General features: G+C 61.6%; 20 protein-coding genes. 15 read left to right on the top strand and 5 right to left on the bottom strand.

What is annotated here, in order from left to right:
* The first annotated feature begins 157 nt into the window (after nt 1-157).
* From cyoA to cyoE, 5 genes are read left to right on the top strand one after another with little or no spacing between them, the layout of a single operon-like run.
* On the top strand, nt 158-1,090 hold the full coding sequence (cyoA, locus tag IB249_RS06705; protein WP_192302738.1) for a ubiquinol oxidase subunit II: 933 nt from the start codon (nt 158-160) through the stop codon (nt 1,088-1,090).
* Nucleotides 1,091-1,093: 3 nt separating this feature from the next.
* On the top strand, nt 1,094-3,124 hold the full coding sequence (gene cyoB, locus IB249_RS06700) for a cytochrome o ubiquinol oxidase subunit I (protein WP_192302736.1): 2,031 nt from the start codon (nt 1,094-1,096) through the stop codon (nt 3,122-3,124).
* A gap of 3 nt (nt 3,125-3,127) precedes the next feature.
* Nucleotides 3,128-3,754 (top strand): cytochrome o ubiquinol oxidase subunit III, encoded by a 627-nt coding sequence (locus IB249_RS06695; protein ID WP_034147024.1) that lies wholly within the window; start codon nt 3,128-3,130, stop codon nt 3,752-3,754.
* Complete coding sequence (gene cyoD, locus IB249_RS06690) at nt 3,755-4,084, top strand: cytochrome o ubiquinol oxidase subunit IV (protein ID WP_192302734.1); 330 nt, start codon at nt 3,755-3,757, stop codon at nt 4,082-4,084.
* Between the two features lie 11 nt (nt 4,085-4,095).
* Complete coding sequence (cyoE, locus tag IB249_RS06685; protein ID WP_192302732.1) at nt 4,096-4,983, top strand: heme o synthase; 888 nt, start codon at nt 4,096-4,098, stop codon at nt 4,981-4,983.
* 124 nt (nt 4,984-5,107) lie between these two features.
* On the opposite strand, the gene IB249_RS06680 is transcribed toward cyoE, so the two are convergent.
* Entirely contained in the window at nt 5,108-6,517 is a 1,410-nt protein-coding gene (locus tag IB249_RS06680; RefSeq protein WP_192302730.1) for a PLP-dependent aminotransferase family protein, read from the bottom strand.
* A 148-nt stretch (nt 6,518-6,665) separates the two neighbouring features.
* On the opposite strand from IB249_RS06680, the gene IB249_RS06675 reads away from it, so the two are divergent.
* The 10 genes from IB249_RS06675 to IB249_RS06630 all read left to right on the top strand — a co-directional run bounded on the left by IB249_RS06675 (nt 6,666) and on the right by IB249_RS06630 (nt 15,938).
* Nucleotides 6,666-7,766, top strand: coding sequence for a hypothetical protein (locus IB249_RS06675; RefSeq protein ID WP_192302728.1), 1,101 nt, complete (start codon nt 6,666-6,668; stop codon nt 7,764-7,766).
* 41 nt (nt 7,767-7,807) lie between these two features.
* Nucleotides 7,808-9,088, top strand: a complete 1,281-nt coding sequence (locus IB249_RS06670) for an ATP-grasp domain-containing protein (protein ID WP_192302726.1) — start codon at nt 7,808-7,810, stop codon at nt 9,086-9,088.
* Between the two features lie 49 nt (nt 9,089-9,137).
* Nucleotides 9,138-9,638 carry a RidA family protein gene (locus tag IB249_RS06665; protein WP_207195657.1) on the top strand — a complete coding sequence of 167 codons (501 nt, stop codon included), beginning with the start codon at nt 9,138-9,140 and terminating at the stop codon, nt 9,636-9,638.
* Between the two features lie 82 nt (nt 9,639-9,720).
* Complete coding sequence (locus IB249_RS06660) at nt 9,721-10,188, top strand: cupin domain-containing protein (RefSeq protein ID WP_192302724.1); 468 nt, start codon at nt 9,721-9,723, stop codon at nt 10,186-10,188.
* A 209-nt stretch (nt 10,189-10,397) separates the two neighbouring features.
* Nucleotides 10,398-11,045: a glutathione transferase gene (gene yfcF / locus IB249_RS06655; protein WP_192302722.1), complete on the top strand. Its 648-nt coding sequence runs from the start codon at nt 10,398-10,400 to the stop codon at nt 11,043-11,045.
* 38 nt (nt 11,046-11,083) lie between these two features.
* Nucleotides 11,084-12,421, top strand: coding sequence for a KamA family radical SAM protein (locus tag IB249_RS06650; protein ID WP_192302720.1), 1,338 nt, complete (start codon nt 11,084-11,086; stop codon nt 12,419-12,421).
* 24 nt (nt 12,422-12,445) lie between these two features.
* The gene (locus IB249_RS06645) at nt 12,446-13,318 is read left to right on the top strand and encodes a branched-chain amino acid aminotransferase (protein WP_192302718.1); all 873 of its coding nucleotides are present in this window, start codon (nt 12,446-12,448) and stop codon (nt 13,316-13,318) included.
* Between the two features lie 21 nt (nt 13,319-13,339).
* A complete protein-coding gene (locus tag IB249_RS06640) occupies nt 13,340-14,098 on the top strand; it encodes a TauD/TfdA family dioxygenase (protein WP_192302716.1) in 759 nt (252 codons plus the stop codon).
* Between the two features lie 66 nt (nt 14,099-14,164).
* A complete protein-coding gene (locus tag IB249_RS06635; RefSeq protein WP_192302705.1) occupies nt 14,165-15,124 on the top strand; it encodes a diiron oxygenase in 960 nt (319 codons plus the stop codon).
* Nucleotides 15,125-15,137: 13 nt separating this feature from the next.
* A complete protein-coding gene (locus IB249_RS06630; RefSeq protein ID WP_192302703.1) occupies nt 15,138-15,938 on the top strand; it encodes an N-acyl homoserine lactonase family protein in 801 nt (266 codons plus the stop codon).
* Between the two features lie 130 nt (nt 15,939-16,068).
* On the opposite strand, the gene IB249_RS06625 is transcribed toward IB249_RS06630, so the two are convergent.
* The 4 genes from IB249_RS06625 to IB249_RS06610 all read right to left on the bottom strand — a co-directional run bounded on the left by IB249_RS06625 (nt 16,069) and on the right by IB249_RS06610 (nt 20,892).
* A complete protein-coding gene (locus IB249_RS06625; RefSeq protein ID WP_192302701.1) occupies nt 16,069-17,499 on the bottom strand; it encodes a PLP-dependent aminotransferase family protein in 1,431 nt (476 codons plus the stop codon).
* 212 nt (nt 17,500-17,711) lie between these two features.
* A complete protein-coding gene (locus IB249_RS06620; protein WP_192302700.1) occupies nt 17,712-18,416 on the bottom strand; it encodes a hypothetical protein in 705 nt (234 codons plus the stop codon).
* Nucleotides 18,417-18,661: 245 nt separating this feature from the next.
* The gene (locus IB249_RS06615; RefSeq protein ID WP_192302698.1) at nt 18,662-20,179 is read right to left on the bottom strand and encodes a sensor histidine kinase; all 1,518 of its coding nucleotides are present in this window, start codon (nt 20,177-20,179) and stop codon (nt 18,662-18,664) included.
* On the bottom strand, nt 20,176-20,892 hold the full coding sequence (locus IB249_RS06610) for a response regulator transcription factor (RefSeq protein WP_192302696.1): 717 nt from the start codon (nt 20,890-20,892) through the stop codon (nt 20,176-20,178). Before IB249_RS06610 ends, IB249_RS06615 begins: the two co-directional genes overlap by 4 nt.
* Between the last annotated feature and the right edge of the window lie 75 nt (nt 20,893-20,967).

The raw sequence follows: 20,967 nt of genomic DNA, 5'->3' as shown, positions 1-20,967 counted from the left end.
TAAGAACTCACCGCTAGCCCAGGATTTGTCGAACGGCGTCTGACGCACGACGGGCCGGCCCTTATTCAATCCAAGAAGAAATGCCAACCCTTGGCAGGGTGAAGTGTTGGCGATCAAAACCCAACTGCATGGCGCAAGCTGCTTTAGAGGTCGTGAGATGATTAAAAACAGGTACCCCAGATTACTAGGCCTTGTGCCGCTGCTCGGCACGTTGTTGCTGGGAGGCTGCAACATGACCCTGCTCAATCCAACGGGCCAGGTTGGTCTGGAGCAGCGAAACCTGATCATCACCGCAACGCTGCTGATGCTGTTGGTCGTGATCCCGGTCATCGTCATGACCTTCCTGTTCGCCTGGAAATACCGCGCGTCCAACACCAACGCGACCTACACGCCGAAGTGGAACCACTCCACCAAGATCGAGATCGCGGTGTGGACAGTGCCGATCCTGATCATCATTGCCCTGGGTTACATCACCTACAAGTCGACCCACCAGCTGGACCCTTATCGTCCGCTGGATTCCGACGTCAAGCCGGTGACCATCGAAGTCGTGGCGCTGGACTGGAAGTGGCTGTTCATCTACCCGGAACAAGGCATCGCGACCGTCAACAAGATCGTGTTCCCGGCTCACACCCCGATCAACTTCAAGGTGACCTCCGACGCGGTGATGAACTCGTTCTTCATCCCGGGCCTGGGTGGCCAGATCTACGCAATGGCGGGCATGCAGACCAAGCTGCACCTGATCGCCGATCGCAATGCTGAAATGGAAGGCATCTCCGCCAACTACAGCGGTGCGGGCTTCACCGGCATGAAATTCAAGGCAACCGCCACCACCCAGGAAGAGTTCGACGCCTGGGTCAGCGAAGTCAAAAAGGCACCTAAACAGCTTGAACAAGCTGAATATGCAGCCCTGTCCAAACCCAGCCAGAACAACCCGGTCGAGCTCTACTCCTCGGTCACGCCGAACCTGTTCCAGATCATCGTCGACAAGTACGAAGGCATGAAACCAGGTCCGAAACTGAACCACGAGAAGAAAGAGAAAGAAGTGGCCGCTACGGACAACTCGCATTCAGCTGCCGGGGCAGAGGAGTAAACGATGTTTGGTAAATTAAGTTGGGAAGCGGTCCCGTTCCACGAGCCGATCGTGATGGTGACCATCGCCATGATCGCGCTTGGCGGTCTGGCGCTGTTCGCTGCAATCACCTACTTCAAGAAGTGGACCTACCTGTGGACCGAGTGGTTGACCTCGGTGGACCACAAGAAAATCGGCGTGATGTACATCATCGTCGCCATGGTCATGCTGCTGCGCGGCTTTGCCGACGCCATCATGATGCGTACCCAGCTGGCCATGGCCACCGAGGGTTCGCCTGGCTACCTGCCACCTGAACACTATGACCAGATCTTCACCGCTCACGGTGTGATCATGATCATCTTCATGGCGATGCCATTCTTCACCGGCCTGATGAACCTCGCAGTGCCGCTGCAGATCGGCGCGCGTGACGTTGCCTACCCGTTCCTGAACTCCCTGAGCTTCTGGCTGCTGGTCTCCGGCGTGGTGCTGATCAACCTGTCCCTGGGCGTCGGCGAATTCGCCAAGACCGGCTGGGTTGCCTATCCGCCGCTGTCGGGCCTGCAATACAGCCCTGGCGTGGGGATGGACTACTACATCTGGGCGCTCCAGCTATCAGGGCTCGGGACAACGCTGACGGGGGTCAACTTCCTGGCCACCGTGCTGAAAATGCGTACCCCTGGCATGAAACTGATGGACATGCCAATCTTCACCTGGACCTGCACCTGGGCCAACGTCCTGATCGTGGCGTCGTTCCCGATCCTGACCGCTACCCTGGCGCTGCTGACGCTTGACCGCTACATGGATTTCCACATTTTCACCAATGAACTTGGTGGCAATCCGATGATGTACGTCAACCTGTTCTGGGCGTGGGGCCACCCTGAGGTCTACATCCTGATCCTGCCGGCGTTCGGTATCTTCTCCGAAGTGATCTCGACGTTCACCGGCAAGAAACTGTTCGGCCACCACTCGATGATCTACGCATCGGGCGCCATCTCGATCCTGGGCTTCATGGTGTGGCTGCACCACTTCTTCACCATGGGTTCGGGTGCCAGCGTCAACGCCTTCTTCGGCCTGGCGACGATGCTGATTTCCATCCCGACGGGGGTGAAGCTGTTCAACTGGCTGTTCACCATCTACCAGGGCCGTCTGCGCTTCACCAGCCAGGTGATGTGGACCCTGGGCTTCATGGTGACCTTCGCCATCGGCGGCATGACCGGCGTACTGCTGGCCATCCCGGGTGCCGACTTCGTTCTGCACAACAGCCTGTTCGTGATCGCGCACTTCCACAACGTGATCATCGGCGGCGCGGTATTCGGCTACATCGCCGGTTTCGCCTTCTACTTCCCGAAAGCGTTCGGCTTCAAGCTGCACGAAGGCTGGGGCAAGGCAGCGTTCTGGTTCTGGATCACCGGCTTCTTCGTCGCGTTCATGCCGCTGTACGTCCTGGGCTTCATGGGCATGACCCGTCGCCTGAACGCCACCACCAACCCTGAGTGGGTGCCGTACCTGTACGTCGCCATGTTCGGTGCGGTGATGATCGCTGTCGGCATCGCCTGCCAGCTGATCCAGCTCTACGTGAGTGTGCGTGACCGCAACAAGCCAGAGAACATGTGCGAACACGGTGACCCGTGGAATGCCCATACCCTGGAATGGTCGACCTCGTCGCCACCACCGTTCTACAACTTCGCCGTGCTGCCAAAAGCCGATGGGGTCGATCCGTTCACAGAGGCCAAGGAAAACGGTACCGCGTACCAGGCTCCGGCCAAGTACGAGCCGATCCACATGCCCAACAACACCGCGACCGGTGTGGTCATGGGCGCTCTGCTGACCGTGTTCGGTTTCGCGATGATCTGGCACATCTGGTGGCTCGCCATCGCCAGCCTCGCGGGCACCGTGATCTACTTCGCGATCCACGCGGCCCGTGATGATCAAGGCTATATGGTGCCGGTCGACGTGATCGAGCGCATCGAAGCCGAGCAGCACAAGCGTCTGGTTGCGGCAGGGAAGATCCCGGCCACCGCCACCCGTGTTGAAACCTCGTTGGAACAGGCTTAAACCATGTCGAACTTAGTGACCAATGCTGGACACACCCATGTCGATGGACATGGGCACGATGACCATCACCACGACTCGGGCGAGATGACCGTATTCGGTTTCTGGCTCTACCTGATGACCGACTGCATTCTGTTTGCGTCGATATTCGCGGTGTACGCGGTACTGGTTAACAACGTAGCCGGTGGCCCGTCGGGACACGACATCTTCGAACTGCCGTACGTACTGGGCGAAACCGCTCTGCTGCTGTTCAGTTCGATCACCTACGGCTTCGCCATGCTGGCGTTCTTCCGTGGCAACAAGAAGCAGGTGCTGGGCTGGTTGGGCATGACCTTCCTGTTCGGCCTGGGCTTCATCGGCATGGAGATCAACGAGTTCCACCTGCTGATCTCCGAAGGCTACGGCCCTAGCCGTTCCGGCTTCCTGTCCGGGTTCTTCACCCTGGTCGGCACCCACGGTCTGCACGTGACCAGCGGTCTGATCTGGATGGCGATCATGATGTACCAGGTGCAGAAGAACGGCCTGACGGCAACCAACAAGACCCGTCTGAGCTGCCTGAGCCTGTTCTGGCACTTCCTGGACGTGGTGTGGATCTGCGTATTCACCGTTGTCTACCTGATGGGGACTATGTAAATGGCTAACACACACTCCCACGACGAAGCCGGTCACGGCAGCGTCAAGTCCTACGTCATTGGCTTCGTGCTGTCGGTGATCCTGACCCTGATTCCATTCGGTCTGGTGATGTACCCGTCGCTGCCCAAGTCGCTGACCCTGTGGATCGTCCTGGCGTTCGCAGTGATCCAGGTGCTGGTGCACCTGGTGTACTTCCTCCACCTGGACCGTTCGGCCGCGCAGCGTAACAACGTGATTGCGTTTGTCTTTGCCGCGATCGTGATTGTCCTGCTGGTTGGCCTGTCGCTGTGGATCATGTTCAGCATCCACACGTTCATGATGGCGAAGTGAGGTAAGTCCGGATGTCCTTGAAGCACTTTATCCAAATCACCAAACCGGGGATCATTTTCGGTAACGTGCTTTCAGTGGCAGGCGGATTTTTCCTGGCCTCGAAAGGGCATGTCGATCTGGCCGTGTTCCTGGCGGCCATGATCGGCACGTCCCTGGTGGTGGCGTCCGGTTGCGTGTTCAACAACTGCATCGACCGCGACATCGACCTGAAGATGGAGCGCACCAAGAACCGGGCGCTGGTCCAGGGCTTGATTTCCCTTAAACTGGCCCTGGTCTACGCAACCGTCCTGGGTGTCGCCGGCGTGGCCTTGCTGTACACCGTGGCCAACCCGTTGGCTGCGCTGTTCGCCGTGATCGGCTTCATCATCTACGTCGGCTTCTACAGCCTGTACCTCAAGCGCAAGTCGGTTCACGGCACGCTGGTGGGCAGCCTGTCGGGGGCGATGCCGCCTGTGATCGGCTACGTCGCGGTGAGCAACACCTTCGACATGGCCGCGCTGACCCTGCTGGTGATGTTCAGCCTGTGGCAGATGCCGCATTCCTACGCCATCGCGATCTTCCGCTTCAACGATTACCTGGCCGCCTCGATTCCGGTGCTGCCAGTGAAGCGCGGGATTCAAGTGGCCAAGAAGCACATCCTGATCTACATCCTGGCCTTCCTCGTGGCGACCTTGATGCTGACCTTCAGCGGCTATGCCGGCATGAGCTACCTCGCCGTCGCCGCGGCCATGGGCATGTACTGGCTGTACATGGCCTGGACCGGCTACAAGGCCGTGGATGACACGGTCTGGGCACGCAAGCTGTTCGTGTTCTCGATCTTCACCATTACCGCGTTGAGCGTGATGATGTCCCTGGACTTCAAAGTGCCGACCGAGCTGTTGCTGACGTACGCGCACTAAGCGTCGGCCGATGCAAAGAAAAACCCCGCCTTCGAGAGAAGCGCGGGGTTTTTTATGGGCAGGTTTCGACAAGCCCTGTGGGAGCGAGCCTGCTCGCGATGGCTGCGGCTCGGTCCGCCAGACGTCAGCTGTCCAGCAACCGGAAAAACCGCTCCCGCACCTGGAAGTTGTCACTGTGCGCCACGTTGAAACGCAGGAACTGGCTGGCGTCCGCTGCCTTGCTCAGCAGTGTGCCGGGGGCCAGCACCAGGTCGATTTCCAGGCCTTTGCGCGCCAGGGTCTCGGCGTGCAGGCCCTGTGGCAGGCGCGTCCAGATGTACAAGCCTTCATGGGGCAGTGACGACACCGAGCAGCCGGCCTCGATCAGCCAGCCGGATACCCGGCTGCTCGATTCGTACAGGCGGTCCACCGTGCGCCGCGTGTGTTTGGCGTAGCTGCCATCGCTGAGCATGGTGCAGATGATCTGTTCCGCCAGTTCCGAGGTCATGCCGCCGCAGGCCATCTTCAACGTGACCATGCGGGCGGCCAGTGGCGGCGACAGCACCGCGTAGCTGACGCGGCTGTTGGCGGTCAGGGTCTTGGAGAACCCGGACACGTAGCTCACGTTGTCCAGCCCGCCTGCCGCCAGGCGCGGGGTCATGCGCTGTTGCAGGTCGCAATACAGGTCGTCTTCGACGATATGGAAGCTATAGCGATGGCTCAACTCCAGCAGGCGGTACACCTGCGCCGGGGAGAACGAGTGCCCGGTCGGATTGTGCAGGACGTTGTTGGTCATGTAGAGCACGGGGCGCTGGGCGCTCACCAATTGCTCGAAGGCCTCCAGGTCCATGCCGTCGGCCCTGCGGGGGATGGTGATGACCCGGGCGCCGTGCAGGGCCAGGTTGGTGTGCATGGTGATGTAGCACGGATCGTCCAGCAGTACCGTGTCGCCGGGTTTGACCAGCAGGCGCATCAGCATGTCGATGGCCTGCACGGTGTTGGCGGTGGTGACGATCTGGTCCACCGGCACGTCGATGCCGATTGCCGTCAGTTTGACCCGAAGCGCCTCGCGCAGCGGCAGGTAGCCGGCGGCCACACCGTATTCGCCCATTTGCAGCGAAGCCGCGCGCAGGGTGCCGCGCACGGCCTTGAGCAGCTCCTCGGCCGGCAGCCACGAGGACGGCAGGAAACCGGCCCCGGGGCGCAGGGCACCGGTGTCCTGCAGCACGGCGCGACGGACCACGCTCAGGGTATCCTGGGGTTGCAGGTCCGGCCCGGCATCGGGCCTGATCGTCAGGGTGGAGCGGTGCACGTAATGCCCCGAACCCTGGCGTGAAACCACCAGGCCCTTGGCCCGCAAGCGGTCCAGCGCATCCACCACCGTGGACTTGCCGACGTTCATCAATTCGGACAGTTCGCGAATCGGCGGCAATCGCGAGCCGTGAGGCAGCCCGCCCTGGGTGATGGCTACCGACAATTGATCGACGATCTGCTGCACCAGCGGCACACCCGGCTGGAACTCGAAGGCCGCGATCACGGCACGCTGAACCTGCATTTTACTGGTCGCTCCGGCAGTAAAGTTCGTTCGATTCTATACGAACTTGCTCTGATGAAAACAAACGGCTCTCTCTACCATCACCTTACAGACTATCCAGATTGTCGGCGTTCGTCGCCTGCACAATCGCCGGTTCCAGAGGTGCTGCATGAGTGTTCAAACAACGGCCGCCGTCGCCAAACCGGTGATCAACCTCCGGCTGTTCATGATCCGGATCATCACGGCAGTGTCGCTGTTCGCGGTATTGGGCAAGGCCAACGTCTGGCTCGATACGGCGACCAACAGCATCCTCGCCCTCGGCTACCGGGCCTTGCTGTTGCTCCTGCCGCTGACTTTGCTGGTGCTGGGCCGCCGCTCCCTGAGCGTCACCCTGACCTGCGCCGCCGCCGGCCTGGTGCTGCTGGCGGTGACCCACAACCAGGGCGTGGTGATGTTCGCCGCCGCGTTGTTCGCCTACGGCATCGCGATTGCCGGTTACCTGATCAAGAGCGAAGCGGCGCAGACCAAGGAAGGGGCGGCGTACAACCGCGTCGCCATGAACATGGGCAGTCTGCTGGCCGGCCTGATCCTGCTCTCGCCGCTGCTGACCCCGAGCCTGTTTTTCCTCGGTGCGGCGACCTTCGTCCTGCTGTGCCTGCCGATCGCCGCCGGGGCGACCTTCACCACCCAGCCGGTGACGGCGAGCCCGGTCACCCATGATGGCAGCGGCTGGCGCAACAAGCTGCCGTGGGTGATTGCCGGCATCATCATGGGCATCAAGCTGTTTGGCGTGTTCTCGATTCTGCCGCAGGCGATCCTGCTCGAAACCGGTGAGCTGCCCGCCTGGTATGGCCTGATGCTGATCCTCAACAGCGCCGTGGTGGTGTTTGCCCAGGTGCCGGTGATGAAACTGATCGAGCGTACCGGGCGCTTCAAGGTGCTGGCGGTGATCGGGATCATTGCCGGTGGCTTCGCGGTGCTGTCCTCGCCCGCGGCGTTCCACGTCGAAACCCTGGTCGGCGCGCTGATCTGGGTGGCCCTGCTGTCCATCGCCGAGTGCGCGTTCAGCTACCTCGATTATTTCTCGGTCAAGCAGAACAACATGTTCGTCAAGGAAGTCTCCCTGGGCGTCGGCGCCGGGCTGACGGTGCTGGTCATGCGCGTTGTGCCGGCACCGTACAACGCCCTGTTGCTGGCCGCCATCGGCGCGGCAGGCATTCTGGCGTGGTACTGGTTGAGCCGCAGACACGCCGCGTCGCTGCAGGACTGATTCATCGTGTCTGGTTTTTTACTCCACAGGTCGGAGGCTTCATGAGTACGACGTCATGCGTAGTAGTGGTCGGGTACAACGGCAATCGGGTGCACGACATCCGCAAGCTGCGCGACCTTTGCAAGACGCTCTATAACGCCCGGCTGATCCTGGTGGTCGAGCAGATCCAGGCGCAGGACGACCAGGTGGCCGATCACGTCTGCACGGCGTCGATGGCGATGCAGGACATTGCCGATTCCGTCGACCTGATAGCCGGTTGCCTCAGTGTCGATCAGTGGAAACTGATAGGCGTGCTGCCTTTTTCCGACCGGGGTGTGTTGCTCGGCGCCGCATTGGCCACCTATTTCGGCTTGCCGGGCATTACCCCGGGCGAAGCGCGTGCGGGCCTGGACAAACAGATTTTCCGCAAACTCGAAGCCAGCGCCGACAGCGCCCCCGAGGATTACCGGCCGCTGTTTTCCGCGCGTATCGACAGCCTGGGCGAACTCCGTCAACGGGTGGTCGAACTGGGCGGGAGAGCCTTCGTCAAACCGGCTTGCGAAGGGGCCAGCCGCGGGTGCCGGGTCATCCATCATCCGTCCGAATGCGACGAGGCCTGGCAGGCGCTCAAGCCCTATCGCGAAGGCGGCATCGTGATCGAGGAACTGATCCAGAACGCCCGGGAGTACAGCTGGGATTACGTGGCGGGCAGCACCTGGGTCACCGAAAAAACCACCACCGAAGGCGCCTACCGCGCGGAAATCCAGCAAGTCGTGCCGGCGCCACTGGCGGCCGACGTGCAGGCGCGCCTGGCCTCGGCCGGTCGGCACATGGCCGGGCTGGCCTCGACGGAAAACGGCGCCTACCACAACGAAATCTTCCTGCGCAGCGACGGCCTGACGTCGGCGGTCGAAACCAACATGCGCCCCGGCGGCATGCACATCTGGGACCTGGCGCGGTTGGCATTCATCGACTTCAACCCTTGGGAGCGCTGGGTCAAGTGGGCGGTGGAAGGTCGGGTCGAGCATGTCGATCCCGTGCCCCGTGGTTATTGCGGCATTCGCCTGCTGCGCTCGCCGGCCGGTGGGTTGTTGCGCTCTGTGCCGGACATCGAGTCGCTGGCCCGGGGAATGAACATCGAGCTGATCGAAGCGGTTTACAGCAAGCGCCTCAGTGATTCAGTCACGGCCCTGGTGAAGGACAACACCTCGTTCATCGGCCACATCGTGCTGTTCAACGAGCAATACGCCGCACTCAGCGACGACCTGCTGCGCCTGGCCGAGGCCATCGAGTCGCGCGTCGAGGTCACTGCGCTGGCGACGCCGGCAAGGGCCGTGGGCTGAGTGGTCGGGATCAATATTTCAAGGGTTCAGGGTCAAGAGGATCGGGTCAATGATTGTGCAGAAAAAGATGTCTTGTGATGAACGCTTCATTGCCCTGGCAAAAGAGCTCGACTATGACATCTACGGTGAAAACACCGCCGGTGGGCATTACGCGCCGCTGGTGCGTCATCACGATGAGCTTTACGTCAGTGGCCTGGTGCCGCGCATGGGCGGCAGGATCCAGTACCCCGGCAGAGTGGGGCTGGAACTCAGCCTGACGGACGCCCAGGCGGCGGCCAGTATCAGTGCCATGCGCGGCCTGGCGTTGATCGTCGATGCCATCGGCTCGCTGGACAAGATCAAGTCGCTGATTCGCATCACGGTCTACGTGAAATCCACCGCGGATTTCGTCGACCTCAGCGAAGTCGCCAACGGGGCGTCGGACGTCTTCAGTCATGTACTGGGCGATGCAGGAAAACATACCCGCACCACAGTCGGCGTTTATCAATTACCGAAGAATGCCGCCGTGGAAGTTGACATGATTGTGGCACTCAGGCCTTCGGTATTATGAGTGTTAGTTGTATGGCTTTACAGTGATCGATTGTTCGCCTAGGGTCTTGTTACTTGAGTCGACCAATAAGCGGTGATTGCAAATGAACAGTGTCAGAGGCGCTTTCTTTTCATATAAGGATTTTCGCCAGAGCCTGAACAGTCCCCCGGCCGGCGCCAAGGTGTGGAAGGACAGTGAACTGTCGGATCTGCGCCACAGCCTTGAAACCAGCGAGATCGATATTGTCGCGCTGGCCCAGGACCACAGCGTCGAAGGTTGCAAGCTGACGCCAGGGATGGCGGTGTCCATGCAATGGTTGAAGCCCGGTACGGCGCTCGATGGTCATGCCCATTCATGGTGGCACCTGTTCATCATCCAGAGCGGCAGCGGCACGCTGACCCTGGGGGATGCCGACGAAGTCAGCGTCAGCCCCGGCGATGTCCTGCTGGTTCCCGCCTGGACGCGGCACGGTTTCGTCAATACCAGTACCACTGAAGCGCTGGCCATGCTCAACCTGAGCAACATGCCGCAAATCGCCCAGCTCTCCAGTTCGACAGACGCCATCGCCTGAATCCCCCCCTACCGCTTTGCCCTGCCTGGGAGTCCGCCTGTGCCGACTCCCTTTTCTGTTTTTGCTGCTGGTCTTTTTTACCCCTCGCCGGTTTGCAGTTCTGTATCCGTATAAACAGAGAATTTCTGTATCTGTTCAGCGCTTAATCATCTAAATACGATCGTCTCCAATGCAACGGATTCATGTAAGTTGATGCAAGGGAGCGTTCTATGGAAAGTGCGAAGCTTGAATTGTATGTCGGCGCAGACTTTGTCAGCGCTTTTGCAATGTCGGTATTTGTAGCGTTAAAGGAAAAGCAACTTTCTTTCAAACTTGTCACGCTGGATTTAAAAGCGCGTGAGAACTATCAAAGTCCCTATCGCGATCTATCGTTGACCTGCAAGATTCCCACGTTGGTGCACCAGGGGTTTGCCCTGTCGGAATCATCAGCCATCGCCGAATACCTGGAAGACATCGCACCGGGCCATCCAAAACTGTTCCCGGTGGAGGCCAGGCAGCGCGCCCGCGCCCGTCAGCTCCAGGCCTGGTTGCGCAGTGACCTGCTGGTCATCCGCAAGGAACGCCCGGCGGACCTCATCTACTTCGGCAAGCAACACCCCCCGTTGTCCGACGAAGCCCAGGCGGCAGTCGCCCGGCTGTTCTTCGTCGCCGAGCGTTTGCTGGCGCAGGGCGCCGAACACCTGTTCGGTGACTGGAGCATCGCCGACACCGACCTGGCCATCATGCTCAACCGCCTGGTGAGCAACGGCGACCCGGTGCCCGAGCGGCTGGTGACCTACGTCCATCGGCAGTGGGATCGCGACAGCGTTCGGGCGTGGATGGATCTGGAGCGCACGACGCCCGCCATTGCCCCATGAATCACTCGGACTTCGTGAGGCAAACCAGGAGCGCCGCCATGCAAGGATTGTTGGAGCAGCAACGATACAAACCCTACAACTCACGCACCATTCGCGACACGCCGTACTGGCAGAAGCTGACACCCGCCTTGCAGGAAGCCATGGACATCGTGGCGCGGGTCATGCCGTTTCGCACCAATGAATATGTGCTGGGCACCCTGATCGACTGGAACAACATTCCCGACGATCCGATCTTTCGCCTGACCTTCCCGCACAGGGACATGCTGCTGCCGGACGAGTACGCGTCCCTCAAGCGCTTGATCGCCCTCGCTGACGCCGCCGCCATCAAGCGGGGGATCGAGGCGATCTGGCTGCGCATGAACCCCCATCCGGCCGGGCAACTGACGCACAACGCCGCGACCCTCGACGGAAAAGTCCTGCCGGGCCTTCAGCACAAGTACCGCGAGACCGTGCTGTTTTTCCCCGGTGCCGGCCAGACCTGTCACGCCTACTGCACGTTCTGTTTCCGCTGGGCACAGTTCATCGGCGAGGAAGAGCTCAAGTTCAATGCGCGTGAGTCCCAGGACCTGGTGAACTACCTGCGGGTGCACACCGAGGTCACCGACGTGCTGATCACCGGGGGCGACCCGATGATCATGAATACCCGTTCGCTGGCCGGGTACATCGAGCCGCTGCTGGCGCTGCCGCACCTCAAGAGCATCCGCATCGGGACCAAGGCGGTGGCGTACTGGCCGCAACGGTTCGTCAGCGACAAGGATGCACCGGCATTGCTCGAGTTGTTCCAGCGGATCGTCGCCGCGGGTAAACACCTGTCGGTCATGGGTCATTACAACCACCCGGTGGAGATCCGCCAGGACATCGCCCGCCAGGCCATCGAGCGCATTCGCTCGACCGGGGCGACGTTGCGCATGCAGGCGCCCGTGATCCGCCACATCAACGAGAACCCTGCCGACTGGGCCGAGCTGTGGACCGAAGGCGTGCGGCTCGGGGCTGTGCCTTATTACCTGTTCGTCGAACGCGACACCGGGCCCAGTCACTACTTCGCCATGCCGCTGGCGCGGGCGTTCGAGATTTTCCAGGCGGCCTACCGAACGGTGTCGGGGCTGGCGCGAACGGTGCGCGGCCCGTCCATGAGCACCTTTTACGGGAAGGTGTTGATCAACGGCATCGAAGTGGTCGCCGGGGAAAAAGTCTTCGTGCTGCAGTTCCTCCAGGCCCGCGATCCGCAGTGGGTGTTGCGCACCTTCTATGCGCGCTTCGACCCACAGGCGACCTGGTTCGACCAGTTGCAGCCGGCTTTTGGCGAGGCGAGGTTCTTCTTTCAGCCACCGCCCGCAGCGCCCGAATTGATACCGGTCCTGCTCGAAACGGCGTAGGACGATTCATCTGGAGACAAGGACATGAGCAGCATTCCGTTTGATCAGCGAGAAGGTTTCATCTGGCTCGATGGCGAATTCGTCGAGTGGTCCCAGGCACGGTTGCACGTGCTCAGCCACGGGCTGCACTACGCCAGTACCGTGTATGAAGGGGAGCGGGTCTACAACGGCAGGATCTTCAAACTGCGCGAACACAGCGAGCGGTTGTATCGCTCGGCGCAGTTGATGGACTTCGCCATTCCGTATGAGCTGGCCGAACTGGAGTCGGCCAGCCATGAGCTGCTGCAACGCAACCGCGTGGTCGACGGTTACCTGCGCCCGGTGGCGTGGCGCGGCAGTGAAATGATCTCCACCTCGGCGCGCTTCAACCGCGTGCATGTGGCAATTGCCTGCTGGCAGTGGCCAAGCTACTTCGACCCGGCGGCGCGCATGGCCGGCATTCGCCTGAAGACGGCCGGGTGGCGACGCCCGCCACCCGACACCAGCCCCTTCGAAGCCAAGGCCTCCGGGCATTACCAGATCGCCACGCTCAGCAAGCACAATGCCGAGAACCAGGGTTATCACGACGCGCTGATGCTCGACTGGCGCGGCCATGTCGCCGAAGCCACCAGCGCCAACGTGTTCTTCGCCAAAGGCCGGACGCTGCACACGCCACGGCCCGATTGCTTTCTCGATGGCATCACCCGCCAGACCGTCATCGAACTGGCCAGGGCACTGGACTACCAGGTGGTCCAGCGCACGATTCTTCCGACGGAGCTTGGCGATTTCGAGGAGTGTTTTCTGACCGGCACCGCCGCTGAAATCACCCCGGTACAGAGCATCGACGCGCAACGCTATCGCCCTGGCGACGCCTGCCGCGACTTCATTGCCGCCTACACCTCAACCGTTAACGCCTGAACAACCACCAGGAACACCGCCATGTCAGATCAAGGGATTGCTGTGTCTACACCTTACGTTTCACTGGGCCATCGCCACGAAGAGCTTTCGTCCCGTGGCTGGACGCTACTGACCGCTGCAGAATTTGCCTACGATGTCGTCGGCACATTGCAGGCGTTCGGTCGGATCCTTCCGCAATTCAACGGGCAAACCGCCTTCGCCATCACCCGCAAGCCCGGGTACGAAGATTTGCCGTACTCCCAGAGCATGAACGGCATCGGTCCGCACACGGAAGCGCCGGTCTATGGGCCGCCGCCGCGTTATCTGGCGCTGCATTGTCATCAACAGGCGACCTGCGGCGGCGGGCATACGGGGCTGGTGGATGGCATCGAGTTCCTGACGTTCCTGGCGCGCACCGAGCCGGCGCTGCGGGAATGGCTCGACGAAACCCCCGTGGAATTCGTCGCCACCGCCAAACCCGGTGAAGCGGCGCAGACGCGGGTCAAGGAGTACATCCTTACACCTACGGAGGAAGGGGATATTTTCCGCTTCAGCTACAACCAGTTTCACTACGGCGATGTGAACCCTTCGAAGGAGGACCTGCAGCAATCGCAAGTGACCAACAGCACCTCGCCATTGGCCCGCTTCGCCACCCTGGGCGAAGCCTATTTCATTGAGCACAACACGCCGGTGCTGATTCCCGATGGCTGCCTGCTGATCTGGGACAACTGGCGCATGATCCATGCCCGCAGTCGCTACACGGACCCCGGTCGCCACCTGACCCGCTACTGGCTGGCCTGATTCATCCGTCGCTCACTTTTCCTTCGGCGTACCCCAAGTGGGTACGCGTCCTACAGGTATCGCGTCATGAAAACTGCAATCGAGATCGCCAAGGTCGATCATCAACTGGTCGTGCGCCTCAATCAGGCCTGGACCCGGCGCGCCACGGTGTGCTCGCCGGACAAGGCGCTGGTCAGCGAAGCGTTCGACCCGGCCCGCCCGGATTACCCGGAGTGCATGGTGCCGTTTTTCCATCATCCGAAATTCCAGGCCCTGAGCGAAGAGCTCAAGAGCAGCGTGCTGACCTGGGGCTGGATCGGCTACAACCTGCGCACGGTCACCGCCGAAGAACACGTGGTGAACCCGGCACTGAGCGTGATTGCCAACCAGTACCTGGGCAAGGACGACTGGCATTTTCGCGAGGCGATGCAACAGACGTTGATCGATGAGCACTACCACACGCTCATGCACCTGCGCGCCATCGAACGGACCCGAGAGGACCGCGCGCTCGATCAGAACCTGGATTTGCCGCCCTCCGTCACCTACCGGCGGCTTGTCGCGTTGCGTGAAACCCTGGCCGAGCAGTGGCAGCGCGATCTGGCGTCGATCACCTTTGCGGTGGTGGCCGAGATCAGCGTCAACGCCTACCTGGACTTGCTGGCCGACGACCAGACCATCCAGCCGCAAAACCGCCGGGTCGCCGAACTGCACAACCGTGACGAGTATGCCCACAGCAAGGTGCTCGCCGAGGTGGCGAAGGTCATGTACGCCAACCTGCAGCCGAGCCAGCAGGCGTTTTTCACACAGACCTTGTCGGTGGCGCTGAGTGCATTTGTGGCCCAGGACTACTCGATGTGGGAGGCGATTCTGACCCAGCTCGGTGTGGACGCAGCGCAGCAGATCATTGCCGACACCCAAGAGCGCAACAAAAACGCCACGATCATGCGCGACTACAGCGGCCTGCAACGGTTGGCCGAGGACCTGGGGATCAGCGACGCAATCGATTTCGACTTCCGACCGACCCTCAAAACCGCCGCAGTAGCCTGATCAGGAGATGAACATGTCCATTCCCGTGTACGAAGTGTTCGCCATTCGTGTCGGCGCCAATGCCCAGCGCACGGCGCGGGAGAACTTTCTTTACGACGCCTGCTGCGGTGATCCGAACGCGTCGATGCCGCTGGATTACTACTTCTGGGTGATTCGCAACGCGCAGCAGGTCATCGTGGTCGACACCTGTTTTCAACCGGCCACGGCCGACCGGCGCAACCGTCAGATGTATCGCCTGCCGGAACAATCCCTGCGCCAACTGGATATCGATCCGACAGCGGTCAAGCACTTGATCCTGACCCATCTGCACTGGGATCACGCCGGCAATCTTGGGTTGTTTCCCAACGCCACGGTGCACCTGCAGGAAGCCGAGCTGCGCTTCTGCACCGGCCCGAAAATGAGCCATCGCACGGTGAACAAAACCTATGAGGTGGAGGATGTGATGTCGGCATTGCCGCCGCTGTTCGAAGGGCGCATGCGTTTGCATGGCGGCGGGGTGGAGGTGATGCCGGGCGTGACGCTGCACCCGGTGGGCGGGCATACGCCGGGCAGCCAGGTGGTACGGGTCCACACGGCGCGTGGCTGGATTGTCCTGGCGTCGGACGCTGCGCACCTGTGGGCCAACATTCGCGAGCGCAGCCCGTTTCCGATTCTGGATGATTTGGCGCAGACGCTGGAGGCGTTCAGCCTGATCGATGACTTGTCCGACGGCGAGGATCACGTCATACCCGGCCATGACCCGCTGATCGCCGAGCGTTTCCCCCATTGGCATGACGACCCGCACATCATCTGCCTGCATCAGCCGCCGGTCTGAGGATTCACTGCTTCCAACAGGCCGGCACTGGTCCTGCGGGGCGAGCCTGCTCGCGAAAAAAGGGGGTGTCAGGCACCCGGCGTGATCGTTGACGCTCTTCGCGAGCAGGCTCGCTCCCACACGGTTGGGTTCATTCCTGTTTTTTCAGGAGCTGGCCCAATGTCGCCAGCGCCTCGTCGATCTTCGGCGAATACGGCGCCCCGCAGCCCATCCGCACGAAATGGCTGAAACGCTGGCCATTGGAAAAGATATCCCCAGGTGAAATCTGGATCCCCGCCTTCAAGCCCTCATGAAACAGCCGCATCGCCGAGCAGTGCGACGGCAACTCCACCCACAGCAACGTCCCGCCCCGAGGCTCGCTGACGCAGGTGCCTGTCGGGAAATAGCGGGTGATGGCCGCGCTCATGTGCTGGCGTTGCTGTGTCAGGGTTTTCCTCAAGCGGCGCAGGTAACGTTCGTAGGACGGTGTTTTCATGAACGCACTGACCGCCAGTTGCGATAACACCTCACAACCCCGGGATTGGCTGTGTTTGAGCATTTCCACCCGTTCGTGCCATTTCCCGGCGCTGATCCAGCCCAGGCGCATGCCCGGGGCCAGGGTTTTGTTCAGCGAGGCGCAGTGGATCACGGTGTCGCCGCGGTCCCAGTACTTGAGCGTGGACAGCGGCTGCTCGGTGTCCACCAGGTCGCCAAAGGTGTCATCTTCGATCAGCACCGTGCCGTGCTCGGCGCACAGTTGCACCAGCCGTGCCTTGTTGGCGTCGGGCATGATGCTGCCCAGCGGGTTTTGCAGGTTGGGCATGACGATCAGCGCGTGAATGCGCTCCGGGCTTTGCAGCAGTTGCTCGAGCGCCAGCAGGTTGATGCCCGACTGGGCCGTCGCCGGCACTTCCCGTACGTGCAGATGCAAGCTTTCGAGCATCTGCAGCAGCCCGTAGAAGGTCGGCGACTCCACGGCCACGGTGTCGCCGGGTTGGGTGACGGCTCGCAACGCCAGGGTGAGCGCCTCGGTGGCGCCGTGGGTGATGACGATTTTCTCGGCCGGCAGGTGGGCTTTGGCGGTCAACGCGCGGCGGGCGAGGACGCTGCGCAGCGCCAGGTGGCCGCAGGTCGAGCCTTCGGCATCGAGCAGGTGCGCATCCCGACGCAGTGCCTTGGCCATATGGTCCTGCAGGATCTTCAGCGGGTAGAGCGAGGGCGCGCAATAGGCGCTGGCGAAATTGACCTTGACGGACGCCCGCTGGCCAGCCTTGAACACCGCCGACACGGGCGGGTGAATGCCGACGTAGACGCTGCTGTCGAGGTCGGCGGGGGAGGCCGTCGGGGCGGTTTTGGGCGCCGCCTCTGGCTGGCGAATGTAGTTGCCGGAGCGCGGACGGGCTTCCAGCACGCCGCAGTCCTCCAGTTCGCGGCAAACCTGCACGGCGGTCGACAGGCTGACGGCGTGTTTTTCCATCATCAGCCTGATCGAGGGGAAGCGTTCGCCGGTTTTCAAGGTGCCGCTGCGGATGGCGTCGAGGTAGTGGTCGGCTAACTGACGGTACAAGGGAGGTGTGTGCATGATGACCTCAGCAATCGCACCACTGAAGTCTTGGGCTGGAAAGTGAGTTGACGTTCCCCGCAGGCGGACCCGTGATGCTCAAGGGTGGAGGGAAGTGTTTATTCATGTGTCGATACTGTGAGAGTAATCGGGGTTTTGCAGGAATCGCGGGCAATAAAAAGCCCCGCTCTGGGGCGGGGCTTTCAGGTCAGCGGCGAGTGTCGCGCGGAGGGTTACTGCGCGGCGATGCTGTAGCCGTCGAAGGCGGTTTGCTGTTGAAGCGCGGTGATGATGTTCTTGCGGTTGGCCGCTTGTTCGGTGCCGGCATTGTCGAGGAACGTCTCGTTCTCCAGCTCTGCTTCATCGCCCTCGCCGACGAAGGCGAAACCGAGGAACTCCAGCGCTTCACGGTCAACGCTCAGGCGCGAACGCGGGGTGCGCAATGGCAGGGTGACGCTGACGCCGTCCTTACTGATGGTGAACACTTCGGCCTCTTTCTTCACGCGGGACGCCTTGCTCTTGCCACCGCTGGGGTTGCTGATGGCCTGATGCGTCTGGTTCAGCACTTTCAGAGCCAGCCCATAGACGATCTCCTGGAACGCCGGATCGTCCTTGAAGCTGGACAGAATGCGGCTGATCGGGAATTTGCTGCTCAGGTCCTCGAGGGCCGCGATGTCGGCGGCTTCGGCGTCCTTGAGCTGCTTGAGCTGGCCCATCAGCTCGTAGGCGGTATCGTCATCGAAGCGGTCATGCGCCTGGCGAATCGCGGCACGCAGCTCGCGGATCTGGTCACTTTCCCGGGTGGACTGGAAAGCGTCCAGGACCATCTCGCTGATGGTTTTGGCCTGGGGCACATGCTGTGAAAGATTGATGGAGTTTTCGTATTCCGCTTTGGACGACAGGGTGACTACGGATTCAGCGGTATTGGAATCGGACATTGAAATTTCACTACGTTGTTCAGCTTGAATAGAAGCGAGAAAGCGCCAGGGCTTTTTCCGGCCGACTAATCTATTGGACCGAAGCGGGGTTGTCACGAAAAGACCGGCCGAGATAGCCATATCGGACCTGTGGGGTTACCAACAGGGTGAGACCGGAGCCCGCTCCCACAGAAAGAGCACCGGACCTGGTGGGCGCGAGCCTGCTCGCGAAAGGGGGTCAACGATAACCACAGAATCGGGCGGTTTCAGATTTGTGGCGAGTTCAGGTTCATCGAGCGCACGGCCCAGTGTTCGGCGGTCTGTTGATCCACCGGCAATGTGAAGCGAAAGGTTGCGCCGCGCCCAGGCACGTCGACCAGTTGGATATCGCGCCCGTGCAATTGCAGGATTCGATGGACGATGCGCAACCCCAACCCGCCATCACGGCGTGCGCCGCCAATGTTGAACGGGCGCAGGAACAGGCCTTCGCGCAGTTCCGCAGCGATCCCCGGCCCGGTATCGCTGACGGTCACTTCAATGAAGGACCCCTGGGGCCGCAGGCTGAGTTCGATCTCCCCTCCTTGCGGCGTGTGGCGCAAGGCGTTGTCGAACAGGTTGGTCAGCACCCGCTCGATCAACCCCAGGTCGGCGCAGGCCGCCGCCACGTTGGGGGCGAAGCTGGCCTTGAGTTCGACCTGGCGCGCCTCGGCGGTGAGTTCGAACTTCTGGAAAATGTCCTGCACCAGGTCGGTCAGGGAGAAGCGTTCGAGCACCGGTTGCACAAAACCATGTTCCAGCCGCACCAGTTCCAGCAACGACTGCGCCAGGCCACCCACCTTGCGGCTCTGATCCAGGGCGATGCCCAGGTAACGGCGCCGGTCGGCGGGGGACAAGGTGGCGTCCTTGAGCGACAGGGTTTCCAGGTAGCCATGCAGCGAGGCCAGGGGCGTGCGCAGGTCGTGGGAAATGTTCGCCACCAGTTCGCGGCGCTCCTGATCCTGGCGGGTCAGCGAACGCCATTGCTCGCTGAGCCGCGCCTGCATCTGCCGGAAGGTCGCATCGAGGATGGCGATTTCGTCATGGCTGGCGGTCTTTTCCGCGGGGGCGGCCGCCGGTGCAGGAACCGGTACGCCATCGATGTCAAACTGGCTGACGGTGTCGGTCAGGCGCCGCAAGGGCCGGGTGATCAGCGCAAACGCGGTGAGACCGGCGATCAGGCAGAGCAGGGCGACCAGACCGATGGACAGCAAGGCGGTATTGAGCGCCGCACTGGTGGCGCCCCGTTCGGCGAGGCGATCGTGGTCCTCGCCCAGCAGCACCACGTACAGGTAACCGGCGGGTTGGCCGTCGACCTTGAGCGGCGCCGCACTGAACACCTTGCGGGCCTCGGCGCTGCGCGGGTCGTCGCCGAGGATCGGCAGGGCGTCGCCCCTGAGCAGGCGCTGGATCGGCGCCAGGTCGACCCGATCCCGGTGAATCCGCCCTTCGGGCGCCGCACTGCCGACGATCCTGCCGCCGGTGTCGAGCAGATACACCTCGACACTGGGATTGACCAGCATCAGCTTGCTGAACAGATCGCGCACGGCATTGGGCATGAGGCCCTGGGTGTCCATCAGCACGGTGTCACGGGCAATGTGCTGGGCCAGGTCTCGCGACAACCCTTGCACCACCTCCTGCTCGTGCATCTGGTTGGAGCGCACCTGCATCCAGGCCGACGTGCCGCAGCACACCAGCAACAGCACGGCGAACACCAGCGACAGCCGTTGCGTCAGGGTCAGCCTCATGGCTGCTCCTCCCGTGCCGCGAACTTGTAGCCGCGGCCCCAGACCGTGAGGATACGCACCGGCTCTGCGGGATCGGCCTCGATCTTGGCCCGCAGGCGATTGATGTGGGTATTGACCGTGTGTTCGTAGCCCTCATGGCTGTAACCCCATACGGCATTGAGCAGGTCCATGCGCGAAAACACCTTGCCGGGCTGGCGGGCGAAGAAAAACAGCAGGTCGAATTCCCGTGGCGTGAGGTCCAGGCGCCGGCCGTCGAGGGACACCTCGCGGGTGATCGGGTCGATGGCCAGCCCGTCCAGAAGCAGGCTGCCGGCGTCCATCTTCAGGTTGCGCGCCATGGCGTCGACCCGTCGCAGCAGGGCCTTGACCCGGGCCACCAGCTCGAGCATGGAAAAGGGCTTGGCCAGGTAATCGTCGGCGCCGAGCTCGAGCCCGAGAATCCGGTGCATTTCGCTGGAGCGCGCGCTGGTAATGATGATCGGCGTATAGCGGGCCATGGCGCGGGCGCGCCGGCAGATTTCCAGACCGTCGACGCCCGGCAGCATCAGGTCGAGAATCAACGCATCCCAGCTGCCTTGCTGCAACCGTCGCATGCCTTCGTCGCCATCGGCGCAGTGCACCACCTCGAACTGCTCATCGCGCAGATGCAGGCAGATGAGGTCGGCGATATGCAGGTCGTCCTCGACCACGAGGACGCGTTTGGTCTGTTCCATCCAGTTCAATCCTTCGACGCAATGAGCGCATTGTGCGGGTTTTCCAACGCCAGAGTTATCACGAATTGTTTAACT

The sequence above is a fragment of the Pseudomonas sp. PDM04 genome (genome assembly GCF_014851765.1).
Classification (GTDB): domain Bacteria; phylum Pseudomonadota; class Gammaproteobacteria; order Pseudomonadales; family Pseudomonadaceae; genus Aquipseudomonas.
Note: the sequence above shows the minus strand (reverse complement) of the source record. Positions and strands in the feature narration are given on the sequence as shown.

Coding starts and splice junctions, on each gene's coding strand:
- IB249_RS06630 (WP_192302703.1), top strand. CDS start 15,138: ATGTCCATTCCCGTGTACGAAGTGTTCGCCATTCGTGTCGGCGCCAAT.
- cyoB (WP_192302736.1), top strand. CDS start 1,094: ATGTTTGGTAAATTAAGTTGGGAAGCGGTCCCGTTCCACGAGCCGATC.
- IB249_RS06615 (WP_192302698.1), bottom strand. CDS start 20,179: ATGAGGCTGACCCTGACGCAACGGCTGTCGCTGGTGTTCGCCGTGCTG.
- IB249_RS06635 (WP_192302705.1), top strand. CDS start 14,165: ATGAAAACTGCAATCGAGATCGCCAAGGTCGATCATCAACTGGTCGTG.
- IB249_RS06610 (WP_192302696.1), bottom strand. CDS start 20,892: ATGGAACAGACCAAACGCGTCCTCGTGGTCGAGGACGACCTGCATATC.
- cyoA (WP_192302738.1), top strand. CDS start 158: ATGATTAAAAACAGGTACCCCAGATTACTAGGCCTTGTGCCGCTGCTC.
- IB249_RS06665 (WP_207195657.1), top strand. CDS start 9,138: ATGATTGTGCAGAAAAAGATGTCTTGTGATGAACGCTTCATTGCCCTG.
- IB249_RS06620 (WP_192302700.1), bottom strand. CDS start 18,416: ATGTCCGATTCCAATACCGCTGAATCCGTAGTCACCCTGTCGTCCAAA.
- IB249_RS06625 (WP_192302701.1), bottom strand. CDS start 17,499: ATGCACACACCTCCCTTGTACCGTCAGTTAGCCGACCACTACCTCGAC.
- cyoD (WP_192302734.1), top strand. CDS start 3,755: ATGGCTAACACACACTCCCACGACGAAGCCGGTCACGGCAGCGTCAAG.
- cyoE (WP_192302732.1), top strand. CDS start 4,096: ATGTCCTTGAAGCACTTTATCCAAATCACCAAACCGGGGATCATTTTC.
- IB249_RS06640 (WP_192302716.1), top strand. CDS start 13,340: ATGTCAGATCAAGGGATTGCTGTGTCTACACCTTACGTTTCACTGGGC.
- IB249_RS06645 (WP_192302718.1), top strand. CDS start 12,446: ATGAGCAGCATTCCGTTTGATCAGCGAGAAGGTTTCATCTGGCTCGAT.
- IB249_RS06675 (WP_192302728.1), top strand. CDS start 6,666: ATGAGTGTTCAAACAACGGCCGCCGTCGCCAAACCGGTGATCAACCTC.
- IB249_RS06650 (WP_192302720.1), top strand. CDS start 11,084: ATGCAAGGATTGTTGGAGCAGCAACGATACAAACCCTACAACTCACGC.
- IB249_RS06695 (WP_034147024.1), top strand. CDS start 3,128: ATGTCGAACTTAGTGACCAATGCTGGACACACCCATGTCGATGGACAT.
- IB249_RS06680 (WP_192302730.1), bottom strand. CDS start 6,517: ATGCAGGTTCAGCGTGCCGTGATCGCGGCCTTCGAGTTCCAGCCGGGT.
- IB249_RS06670 (WP_192302726.1), top strand. CDS start 7,808: ATGAGTACGACGTCATGCGTAGTAGTGGTCGGGTACAACGGCAATCGG.
- IB249_RS06660 (WP_192302724.1), top strand. CDS start 9,721: ATGAACAGTGTCAGAGGCGCTTTCTTTTCATATAAGGATTTTCGCCAG.
- yfcF (WP_192302722.1), top strand. CDS start 10,398: ATGGAAAGTGCGAAGCTTGAATTGTATGTCGGCGCAGACTTTGTCAGC.